This window comes from Moorena producens 3L, assembly GCF_000211815.1.
GTDB classification, from domain to species: domain Bacteria; phylum Cyanobacteriota; class Cyanobacteriia; order Cyanobacteriales; family Coleofasciculaceae; genus Moorena; species Moorena producens.
The window spans coordinates 21,626-32,861 of sequence record NZ_GL890828.1 but is presented as its reverse complement, the minus strand read 5'-3'; the positions used below and the strand labels follow the sequence as shown (position 1 = coordinate 32,861).

At 43.4% G+C, this 11,236-nt stretch carries 11 protein-coding genes; 5 read left to right on the top strand and 6 right to left on the bottom strand.

The annotated features are described in order from the left end of the window. The first annotated feature begins 74 nt into the window (after positions 1 to 74). From pstB to LYNGBM3L_RS04715, 3 genes are all read left to right on the top strand, one after another. The gene (pstB, locus tag LYNGBM3L_RS04730) at positions 75 to 905 is read left to right on the top strand and encodes a phosphate ABC transporter ATP-binding protein PstB (RefSeq protein ID WP_044492288.1); all 831 of its coding nucleotides are present in this window, start codon (positions 75 to 77) and stop codon (positions 903 to 905) included. Positions 906 to 1,108: 203 nt separating this feature from the next. Then, positions 1,109 to 1,513: a photosystem II protein Psb27 gene (gene psb27, locus LYNGBM3L_RS04720; protein WP_008179714.1), complete on the top strand. Its 405-nt coding sequence runs from the start codon at positions 1,109 to 1,111 to the stop codon at positions 1,511 to 1,513. 656 nt (positions 1,514 to 2,169) lie between these two features. Beyond that, positions 2,170 to 3,651, top strand: coding sequence for a family 10 glycosylhydrolase (locus LYNGBM3L_RS04715; RefSeq protein ID WP_008179712.1), 1,482 nt, complete (start codon positions 2,170 to 2,172; stop codon positions 3,649 to 3,651). A gap of 141 nt (positions 3,652 to 3,792) precedes the next feature. On the opposite strand, the gene rpe is transcribed toward LYNGBM3L_RS04715, so the two are convergent. Continuing rightward, on the bottom strand, positions 3,793 to 4,500 hold the full coding sequence (gene rpe / locus LYNGBM3L_RS04710) for a ribulose-phosphate 3-epimerase (protein ID WP_008179710.1): 708 nt from the start codon (positions 4,498 to 4,500) through the stop codon (positions 3,793 to 3,795). 273 nt (positions 4,501 to 4,773) lie between these two features. On the opposite strand from rpe, the gene LYNGBM3L_RS04705 reads away from it, so the two are divergent. Next, complete coding sequence (locus LYNGBM3L_RS04705; RefSeq protein WP_008179709.1) at positions 4,774 to 5,238, top strand: CAAD domain-containing protein; 465 nt, start codon at positions 4,774 to 4,776, stop codon at positions 5,236 to 5,238. Between the two features lie 27 nt (positions 5,239 to 5,265). Here LYNGBM3L_RS04705 and LYNGBM3L_RS04700 read toward each other — a convergent pair whose 3' ends face one another. After that, complete coding sequence (locus LYNGBM3L_RS04700) at positions 5,266 to 5,715, bottom strand: hypothetical protein (RefSeq protein ID WP_008179708.1); 450 nt, start codon at positions 5,713 to 5,715, stop codon at positions 5,266 to 5,268. Between the two features lie 253 nt (positions 5,716 to 5,968). After that, positions 5,969 to 7,159 carry a HetZ-related protein 2 gene (locus tag LYNGBM3L_RS04695; protein WP_008179707.1) on the bottom strand — a complete coding sequence of 397 codons (1,191 nt, stop codon included), beginning with the start codon at positions 7,157 to 7,159 and terminating at the stop codon, positions 5,969 to 5,971. An 832-nt stretch (positions 7,160 to 7,991) separates the two neighbouring features. Here LYNGBM3L_RS04695 and LYNGBM3L_RS04690 point away from each other — a divergent pair. After that, positions 7,992 to 8,288: a DUF2470 domain-containing protein gene (locus tag LYNGBM3L_RS04690; protein ID WP_008179706.1), complete on the top strand. Its 297-nt coding sequence runs from the start codon at positions 7,992 to 7,994 to the stop codon at positions 8,286 to 8,288. Between the two features lie 94 nt (positions 8,289 to 8,382). On the opposite strand, the gene LYNGBM3L_RS48365 is transcribed toward LYNGBM3L_RS04690, so the two are convergent. The 3 genes from LYNGBM3L_RS48365 to LYNGBM3L_RS42815 form a co-directional block, all read right to left on the bottom strand. Then, positions 8,383 to 8,511, bottom strand: a complete 129-nt coding sequence (locus tag LYNGBM3L_RS48365) for a hypothetical protein (RefSeq protein WP_267871984.1) — start codon at positions 8,509 to 8,511, stop codon at positions 8,383 to 8,385. 133 nt (positions 8,512 to 8,644) lie between these two features. Beyond that, entirely contained in the window at positions 8,645 to 9,058 is a 414-nt protein-coding gene (locus tag LYNGBM3L_RS04685) for an Hsp20/alpha crystallin family protein (RefSeq protein WP_008179705.1), read from the bottom strand. Between the two features lie 1,448 nt (positions 9,059 to 10,506). After that, on the bottom strand, positions 10,507 to 10,671 hold the full coding sequence (locus tag LYNGBM3L_RS42815) for a hypothetical protein (protein ID WP_154659676.1): 165 nt from the start codon (positions 10,669 to 10,671) through the stop codon (positions 10,507 to 10,509). Positions 10,672 to 11,236: the final 565 nt, after the last annotated feature.

Sequence of the window (11,236 nt, the reverse complement as noted above, 5' to 3'; positions counted from 1 at the left end):
AATACCGATTCAAAGGAATGGAAAAGTTTTCAGTTTTGATTTCAAAAGTTAACAATTACACAGATGATTTAACTATGAATACCAACCAAGTTATCGAGTCCACAAGTTCTTATTTAGAAGTAGAAGAACCGGTTTTACGGGCTGAAAAAGTTTCCGTCTACTATGGATCATTTTTAGCAGTCAAAGATGTCTATTTAGATATTCCGAAAAACCAAGTTACTGCCTTTATCGGACCTTCCGGTTGTGGAAAAAGCACCTTGTTGCGGTGTTTTAATCGCTTAAACGACCTGATTCCGGGAGCAAGGGTGACAGGTAGAATAACCTTCCATGGGGAAAATCTCTATGATAAAAAGTTTGACAACAGCATTGAAGAAGTACGTCGCCGCATTGGCATGGTATTCCAAAAGCCAAACCCTTTTCCCAAATCCATTTATGAAAATATTGCCTTCGGAGCCCGGATTAATGGCTATCAAGGGGACATGGATGAATTAGTGGAGCGCAGTCTCCGACAAGCTGCCCTCTGGGATGAAGTCAAAGATAAACTAAGACAGAGTGGTCTGTCTCTATCTGGCGGTCAACAACAGCGTTTGTGTATTGCTCGCGCCTTAGCCATTAAGCCAGAAGTGTTGTTGATGGATGAACCTTGCTCCGCTCTTGACCCCATCTCCACCCTCAAAGTGGAAGAACTAATGCACGAGCTGAAAGAAAAATACACCATTGTTATCGTTACCCACAACATGCAACAAGCTACCCGAGTAGCAGACATGACAGCTTTCTATAACGCTAGGGCAACGGAAACAGGTGGTAAACAAGGCTATTTAGTAGAGTTCAATAGAACTGAAGTCATCTTCCAAAATCCTCAGCAGGAAGCCACCAGGGACTATGTTAGTGGGCGTTTCGGCTAAATCCCCCTCACATTTTGCCCTAAAATGGGGCGAAATGTAGCGAAACCTTGTGTTTCAAACCCAACTCGTGGCAGATTTGATCTGAGACTACACATTCCATGGCAACACGCCCGTGGGATTTTTTTTTCTGATGGGGATGCTCCCCCCAGTACCAATTCAAGATAGGATCAAATCTGATTATAAAATTGGATTTGATGTCAATCATGCTAATAAAGCGCTACTTATCAGGTTTTATTGCCCTGGTACTGGTTATGGTTATCGGTTTAACTGGTTGTGCCTCAAGTGGTACAGGCTTAACAGGAGATTACCGTCAGGATACAATAACTGCTCTACAAGAATTAAGACAAGCCCTTGAATTACCAGAAGATTCACCAGATAAGACGGCAATTCGTGAAAAAGCCACTCTACTGATGAATGACTATGCCTCGCGCTACCGCAGAGATAGATCTGTGTCTACCCTCAATTCCTTCACTACCATGCGAACTGCTGTCAATTCCTTGGCTGGTTACTACAGTTCCTATCCCAATCGCCCTTTACCGAAAAAGGTGAAGGATCGTCTAGAGCAGGAATTTTCCCAAGTCGAGCGTTCTCTCAAACGGGGCGCTTAAGCTGTCCACACCTCGCCTATTGTAGGCGAGGCATAAGCCGGGTGAACAAAAAATTGCCAGTATAAACCTGTCCTATCTTCAGGTTTCTTGAGAACATCCCAGGCAAGGGAGGGTAGGATTATCGATGATCTAAAACTATTGGCCAATTCTTTCCCTGCTCCTACCCTAACTCTCGTAATCAGTAAGAATTTTCCGGAACAGTTGCTAAGAGAGCTGAAAACCTTTAAAGGTAATGCCAGCCGTTAGCGGTTAGGGGTTAGACTAATTATTATAGGGTTGATCACTACTAGGGCTTTAGTTAACTAATAATTAATGGAGTATAATCTAAAGTTGACAAATTTAATGATATATGCATCAAATAAAACGATATAGATTTACTTATAGATTTACCTCTACCCCCTCCCTTGGTGTTTCCCTTTCTATCCCTAAACTAGATCATAACTAGCTAAAGCTAATTTTAGAAAAAATCATAGTTAAAAACCCCTGTGCAATAACGGCGGGGATGAAAACGAGTTAGTGACTTGCTGACCCTCTCGTAGTATCCGTTTAGAATCCCTGATGCTGCACCTGGGGGAGATGTCAAAGATATTGAACCAATCGGGGATGAGTTAGCTGGCTTTTGGCTAACTTTCTGTTCTTTTGTAGTGTTTCTAGGAATGTATAACAGTTTTGGTAAACGGAGGCAACACCGGCAAGGTCTACATCGTAGCTTGATTGCCGCCCTTGCAGTAGGAAGTAGTCTGTTGAGTCAGTGTTGGTTGGTACCAACAGCTGAGGCAAAAACAAAAGCTTATTGCCACTTTACTCAGGAAGCGATCGCTCAAAAAGAAAGCTTAAGAGTTAATTCCTTAAAGAATAACTCAGACTCTAAAATCAGCTACCAAACCATTATCCAGGCACACGCCAGTTTCTTACAGCAGTGTCGTTCCCAAACCTGGCCGCAAAATCAAGCAATTTGGGTGCGCTTATATCCCTGTGATGCTCGTCCTGGAGCCCTTGAGGAAACCCTAGACCGTATTGTGAACCAAGGCTACAATCAAGTCTACGTTGAAGTATTTTACGATGGTCGCGTCCTGTTACCAAAGGCAGATAATCGTACTCCTTGGCCGTCAGTCATACAACAACCGGGGACTGAGAACGTAGATTTATTAGCCCAGGCGATTCAAAAAGGTCGTGAGCGGGGTTTGCAGGTGTATGCCTGGATGTTTACAATGAATTTTGGTTATACCTACGGTCATCGTGCCGAGCGGCAACAGATTCTTGCCCGCAATGGTCAAGGAGAAACGAGTTTGTCTGTAGTTAAGGATGGCTCTCAAGTATTTATCGACCCTTACAATCGACAAGCCCAGGTAGACTACTATGAGATGCTTAAGGGTGTATTAAAGCGACGCCCCGATGGGATTTTATTCGACTACATTCGCTATCCCCGTGGTTCAGGTTCCCAGTCTGTGGCCAGCAGTGTCAAGGATCTTTGGATTTACAGTGATGCAGCTAAGCAAGCCCTGTATCAACGGGCTGGTAACAATCAAGGTAAGGAGCTAATTCGGCGCTATCTGAGTAAGGGTTCCATTAGCGCTAAGGATATAAAAGCTGTCAAAAAGCTCTACCCTGATGAAAAAACCCCCCTCTGGCAAGGTCGCACTCCTTCAGCAAGAGAAAGTACTCGAACTATACAATGGCAGTTGTGGCAACTCAGTGTTGCTCACGCTGCCCAAGGGATATTAGACTTTCTCAAATTAGGCGAATTGGCAGCAGAGCGAGCTGGGGTACAAGCCGGTGCAGTGTTTTTCCCCGATGGCAACCAAGTTGTAGGTCGCATGGGTTATGATTCCAGACTACAGCCTTGGGAACATTTTCCCCGTTCCCTGGAATGGCATCCCATGTCTTATGGTGTTTGTGGTCACACCGGTTGTATTGCCAATTTAGTCAAACGGGTGTTTAAGTGGGCATCGTCGGAAACAGACGTAAAACCAGCACTCGCAGGAACTTGGGGAAGATCCATAAAAAATCGTCCTTCCCTAGAAAACCAGATGCAGGCATTGCGCCGAGTGACACCACAAATTAACTCAGTCAGCCATTTTGCCTTCTCTTGGCAAGATCCAGAATTTGACCGCGAGCGCAAGTTTTGCCGATTGTAGTAGTTGTCAATTAACTTAGGTACTTATGACCTTAGGGTTGCGCGGGAGTAGGGAGTAGGGAGCTCGGGTGTCGGAAGAGGGCTGCTCAGAATGAGCCCCCTCGACCTTTGGTTAAGATTGCCCTAATTGGGATGCTTCTGATTAAGCAGTTACTAATTCGGGTTCAGGACGCTTGCTGTTACGAATACCGCTAATTGCCTCTGCGTAATCTGGTGCCTTGAATACAGCGGAGCCAGCCACAATCGCATTCGCTCCAGCTTCTAGCACTTGCCAGGTATTGTTAACCTTGAGTCCACCATCAACTTCAATCCAAGGAGAAAGACCGCGCTCATCACACATCTGACGGAGTTTGCGGATTTTTGGCACAACTTCAGTAATAAAGCTTTGACCACCAAAGCCAGGATTGACGCTCATAATCAGGATCAAATCACAGACTTCTAGGACGTACTCAATTAAATCCAAGGATGAGGAGGGGTTAAGTACAACACCTGCTTGCTTACCCAATTCTCTAATCTGACACAGAGTGCGGTGCAGATGGGGTGAAGCATTGTGTTCAGCATGAACAGATATAATATCAGCCCCTGCCTCAGCAAAGTCTGCGACATACTTTTCTGGTTCCACAATCATCAAGTGGACATCCAGTGGCTTTTGGGTAATCGGGCGAATGGCTTTAACAACTAGAGGACCAATGGTGATGTTAGGGACAAATCTACCATCCATGACATCAACATGAATCCAATCAGCGCCTGCGGCATCCACAGCCTTAATTTCTTCTCCCAGTCGGCTAAAATCAGCTGACAGGATAGAAGGGGAAATAACAACTTGCTTTTGGGATAGGGTGTTGCTCATGATTGGAGGTGTTCTCCTGGAAGCTTATTTTTCAGTATTTTAACAAAATCTTTAGATTTTCCCTAACCAGTTGTTGTGCTGCTGAGCTATTTGGGGACCAGTGGGATGGTGACCAGTTGGCTATAAATCACCCCATACCTACGGATGCTTACCTCTAGCAGGTCATTATGAAACTTTTGATAACATGGGCAACAGTTAGTCAGTCTGTACTCTTATGCAGCTGCCTTACTCAAACGATAGAATATCCTGCTTTAATAGAATTTTGGAGGAAATATGACGTCAAATCCCCAAGCATCTGCATATACTCAAAGCAGCACCAATGAAACTACCCTTGAGGATGAAAAACAGCTGAAAGTAGACCTCAAAGTTGATCAACCTGGTGCTATAGCCAAACTCACTGCTCCTGAGCCAGAACTCACCCAACCGTGGCAGGAATGGTTGCAAACTCTTACAGACATTTTGTCACAATTGCCGGAATATATCGGCGGATTTGTTAGCAATTACCAAAAACCCTTGCTTACCATTGGTCTTTTGCTCGCTGGGTTCATGACTGTTAAGATCACTTTGGCGGTGCTGGATGCAATTAACGATATTCCCCTGATGGCACCGTTGTTTGAATTAGTGGGTATTGGCTATACTATCTGGTTTGTAGCTCGTTATCTACTCAAAGTCGAAACACGCCAAGAATTATCAGGGGAGATTCAATCCCTTAAAGGTCAGTTTATAGCTAAAAAGTGATAACTAGTGTGGTGGCATTAGCCCTTGTCAGGTGAGGAGTAAAAAAAATAGGGCATGGACAATCGTCTCAATTGGTTTCCATACCCTATTGCAGTAAATTAGTTTGACACTCCCCGGCCTAAAGGCGCGAGGATTCAAAGCGCGGAGGTACCCTTTTGGGGCATTGCTCGTAACAACTACCAACATGGGGTTGATAGTCCAATTGGCGGTGCCAATTGCCTCTACTCTCTCCGACAGAAATGTCATTGAGTCTACTTTTTTTTTAAGTACTTTGATTCGCTTTCCAAAAAGACTCAGGCGCACGCCTCCTAGGCGAATTAAATTACGGGGTCGCGCCTCTTGCGTGGCATTGGGCTGGAATTGGAGTCTTAGACCGAGTCCCCATTTCGAGTAACTACCATTTAACCAAGGCGTCCCACTGCTGGGAGTTTCACCCTTCCTTTTCGGGTCATTGCGTCTTCTGCTATTATAGCACAAAGCCGTCCGTTGAAGTTACCGTAAGGGAGTTGAGCCTTTATGGTTAGTCTGCTATGGGTAAAAGGGTTAAGTCTTTTGTAATAAGGCTCCACTCCCTAAGGTTTCGTCTCCTAGAAGGACGGGGTTTCAGACCCATTTTTTTTGATGACAGTAAATTAGTGTTTTTTGGCTGTAGCTCCTTGTAGCTATACTAATTAATACCTATCACTTATTTATAAATTAGCGCGATTTATTGGATAATAAAATTCAAACCTCAACTTGCCGAAGCACTGCGCAGGGCTTGAGCTGCTAGATAGAGTTTGTTCCATTCACCCATCACCTGGTTACTTCTCCAGTTAAGATCGTTAGCGATCGCTTCGAAGGTATGACCAGCTTTCAACTTATCCAGCAACTGCTGTTGCTCAGGGGTCAGTTTTTGCTGATATTCTTGCCATTGCCTTGGGGTTAGTCCAAAACTGTGCTCAGTATAGGATGTTTCCAGCCAACTTGCTACTAAGTCTGGTTTGCCTTTTACCCCATTGATGGAAAAGACACGAATGGCATGGTAACTAATTTTTTCCCGTAGACGATAGACCTTCTTGATCGGCCAATTTAGGCGACGAGCGATCGCCTCTTGAGATTGACCTTGCAAGTAAAGTCGCAGCCAAAGGGCCGCCTCAGACCCTAAGTTTTTCTCTAAGTAAGCCTCAAATTCCTTAGATACGGACATCCTTAGGCTTTGTTTCTCTTCCCAAGCCTGCTTATGTTGATAATTAGTAATGGCTTGGTTATCCAATAGACTCACTGGGGCATCGGTTTCCCCTTCCGGATTGATTGACTCTGACACTAAACGTACCATGTCTCCTTCCGGCACATGGGTCATCCCGCCACGTTGAGACCGACGCAGAAAGTTGACAAACCGATAGACAACTAAGGGCTGGTTGCGAATCGGGCGCAGACAATACTCTTCAAGAGTAGTTAATAATAAAGCATTGCGCAGCGGTTCTTCGAAGGTACATTGTCTAATCCAGGCAATTTGCTTTTGGATATAGCGATCGCTATTTAATAATTCCTGAATCACTTCTTGGAGAACATCCACCACAGCCCTTTGGCGATCGCGACTTAGGGACACCCAAGTGCGGATTTTATTGCGTAAGGTAACTAGACTGGCTAAGCGGGTGGTCAAATTGCGATAGGAACGTTCTGGTGGCACCCCCAAGTAACGCTGTTGCAAAATTCTGTAACGATACTCCATGGCTTGGACAGCGATTGCCAGTTTGCTCTGAGTGAGAGTGTCAAACCCCTCTTTATCTTCTCCAATTAACCACTGTACAATACTGGAGCTGATGGCTGGATTTTGGTTTGGACAGTCACTCAACAAGCGGGACTGCCATTCTCTTTCCAGTTTGTCCGCCAACTTTGCCATGACATTGCACTCCTTGGATCCCTGTTTTAAAGTTTGCATGACAACCCTCCCTGTTTCTACTCACTCGAAGTGGGTAGTGACTGCTTTCTATTTGACCACTAATTCCTAGGTATTGGAAGTGATCAAACTCCCATAAATACGCTTACAAAAGTCACACCAGTAGGATGATAGATAGCACGCCTGTCTGGAGATCTAGATCGTCTTTTAGATGTGTTCTAGATCACAAGCCCTAAATATACTTCTGGGACACCCAGCAAGTTTTACCTTCGTAAACTAGGGTAAGCACCACTATTTAGATATCACTGAGAATGATATGAATTATGCTGATAGCAGCCAATTGATATACCGTCACAGTATCTTCATAAGTATTTATCAAGCTTTTAGTGTAAAGGTGTTTAACTGAGTCGTCTACCCTGATAATCTAACCCTGACGATTTAGCTGAGTACACCCGATATCCCGGTAGCTCTTGACCTTAGGGATTACTATTTAACATACCTTCTTGAATCAGAGGAAATGCTCATACCTAATAATGAATATATCAGAAAACACCCATCAGATCAGCTAACTTGATGCTGAAACAGGCACCCTCGGAATTTTACACAGGTTGGAATTACCGCTGTGCCTATGAATTCTATCCTCCAAGCTAGTCAACTGCTAATAAGGAAATCAGGAGTTCCCCATAGACAGTATATCCACCCAGACCTGTCAAAGGTCTGTAATTCTGATATCCCCGTTCGCCGTTGGCGGTTACCTATTGCCTAAAACCTTAATTTTTCGTTTCAGCTGGGTAATTCCTGACTGTTTTGAGAAGGGAAACCTGATATCTTGATAAAGATACTTGTTTTGATCACTATACTTGTTCAGTTAATCATGTCTGACCCATTGTCTCCTGAGGTAAGCGATCGCATTTGTAAGCACATGAACGATGATCATGCTGATGCTGTGGCACTGTATGCTCAGACTTTCGGTAATTCCCCTGATACAGAAGAAGCAGAAATGGTTTCCATTGATGCTCAAGGCATGACGATCATCACAAAAGTTAAGGGGGAGTCTTCCACTGTGCGCATTACGTTTGATCATGTACTTAAAGATTCTGAAGATGCTCACTACACCTTAATTGACATGATCAAACAGGCAAGGCAGTCAATAAGCAACCTGAAGGGGTGACAAGCACCATTGTTAGGCTTGTTGTCACCCCCTCAGGTCACTGACTTTCACTCCCTGAAAAGGTTGAAGATTTACGCTTACCGATACTTTTTAGCTACCATAATCTACCAAAGGTAAACTCTAGCTCGCCAAGGCAAGATGCGATCGCATCCAGGGGGTATCTCCCAAAGCCCTCAGGAATATCCCGCGAGCGCCATAAAAATGTCAAAAAAGTTCGTTCCACCGGGATTACAGCGCAACTATTAAACCCTTGGTTTTCGGCTTTAATTTAAGTTACATAATAATCCCTGTCGGTGTTACCCTAATTTAAGTCTAACAAATAATAAGAGTTTTTGGTAGACTCTGCAACATTTTCTCTAGCTGTTTACTAACCCTTTAGGCAGGGTTAGTTTCAGCATGCCGTTGTGATATTCAGCTTCAACCTGATTTCTGTTAATCTTGGCTGGTATTGGAATAACCCGTTTGAATTTCCCATAGCGTAGTTCCGAGCGTACCATACCTATTCCTTTAGTCCTAGCTGCTGACTTGCGCTCGCCACTGATGCAAACAGAGTCTTCGGTCAGTTCAACATCAAGGTCTTTGGCTTCCATGCCTGGAATTTCTAGTGTCAGGTAAACCGCTTTAGGAGTTTCCTCGATCTCTGCATAGGGCATAAACGTCATCCCTGGAAATCCTCCCTCGCCGCTATTCATGAAATGGGTGAGTCGGCGGTTGAGTTCCCGATGCACACTTTCTAGATCTGGCAGATGTTCCGAACGAGTAATAGCCATCATGGTTATCTCCAACTATCCAGTTTTTTTAACCTTCACTTCTAATTTCCGCCCAGTTTATTGTTGCCCAACTAGCCACACTCTAGATAGAAGAAAGTTCCAGACTGGCAGGAATTGATTCACAGAAAATCTTGGGATGTTTGGAAGCCCCGTCTATGCACAACCGGGGTGCTGATTTTAGTATCTGATTTTACTGTTTGGGCTGCGGTGAGCAGATTTTACTCTTTTGAGATCTACTTTTTTGAGATCTATCTATTTTTGAGATCTATTTTTTGAGATCTAATTATGAGTATTTATTTATAATATCTCTATTATAACTTAATCTTATGAAAACTGCTGGACGCTTTGGCAAAGTTGTTTAATATTTTTAATACTAATTTAATATTTTTAATAATCAGAGCCTTGATCAAACACTCTATCATGGCCTAATTAGCTATTGATGCATCAAGACAGGGCATAAGGAACTTCGGATCAGGTAACTTGGCATGGGTTGGGAATACGCCATAGGGAATACGCCATAGGGAATAGGTAAAAAAATCCTGTGTACCGCATTAATATGAGAACCGCTAAATGAAATACTCAAAGATTTCCCCAAATGCCTAAAATTGCGGATCCTGTCACTTGTCTGTGGCAGATAAAACTAGAGAAATGCGATGCTCCAAGCCGCTGCGCGATTGGCCGTAGGCCACGCTAAAAGCGATTGACCGTAGGTCAAGCGGGGCGCGTTCGCAACTAGGGTTGAGATTCCCGGGTAAACGCCTCAAAATTTGTATCAAAAATTACATCAAAAAAATAAACAATAGTATCAAAAATCTATAATCGATCGGTTGATTGTCAACAAGCCCGAAACATTGCTCAATTATTTGCCGTGTTATCCTTGGTGGATTTGAGAGATCTGGAAATTCTCGTTGCGGGGAGCATCCCAATTTGGCACGTTAGCTCTTTTTAGGGGGCTGAAACCCTTGAAATATCGTTGCTTTGGGTAATATTGTTTCCAAAATGGGATGCTCCCTCGTTGCGTAAGCAAATGCTCCTGTGATTTTTGTTCAAAGTCAGCGGAAAATTCGTTGAAATAGAACAAAAAAACTGCTTTAGGATTCGATTTATTCGACTTAAAAAAAAATTGAGTTAATTAAATTTTTTATGTTACAATTTATACCAAATTATAGGCGTTTACCCTGGTTGAGATTCCCGACTTCTCCAACCAGCCAGGAATCTTCCCAAACTCGGTTCACCAAAGCTTTTGAAACTCTTCAGGCTGAGAATCCCGAAAATCCCGAAAATCATGACATTCATCGGAATCATCTGGGAAAATCGCTGACGGGGTGACGAAACAGGCTCAAATGCTTGCTATGTAAAGGTTGTACCATTTTATGGTTAAAAAAAGTAGGTCTGTAGACATCTTGGGGGGGCGACATTAGAGCTAAAAAGTAGACTGTATAAGCGACCTAGCTCTCATACCTGTCTTGATGCAATAGCGAGTGGGGGGAACCACGGCAGTCGCTCATGGTTTTGGGTCTGTGTGCGGAACCTGCGTCCGCACCGCTGTTTGCCCCGTGGAGACCCCCAAGACCGTAATGGTGCGTTTTCCGTAGGCGAATTAAATTCGCCACGGGTCGCACCTCTGCATCGCTTTTTATAGGCAGCAATCGCCTCACAATTACTGTTCATGTTTGTTAGGATAAACCAACCTTCTTTTGTCACATATTTTCGATAACTCTTTTTCCATTTACAGGCGACACTAAATCCTTTAACTTTTTTGGCATTTGTAACTTTTACATTTTCAATAAATAAAGATATTACCGGTTTTTATCCACAATTCTTTAAGGAAAACAAACCAGAATTTTTTAGTTCAATCACGATTATTTTAGTATAAAAAAAAATCAACCCTTGTGTATCTAGCCATTGAGCCAATTTAACCGAACAAAAATCTCGGTCTCCTAAAACCAGAATTTGATAGTTATAAAATAGCCCTATAATATTTAAAATTATTTGTTTTTGCTCTTGAAGTTACCGTAGAACAGTGGAGCATTTATGGGTAATCGGTTATGCATAAAAGGGTTAACTCTTTTGTAATAAGGCGACCCTGTTCAAGGTTTCGTCTCTGAAATATTGCTTGATACCAACTTTGATAGAAGTTCAAAATAAACAGGTGCGCTTGACCTTGGCGAATTTATT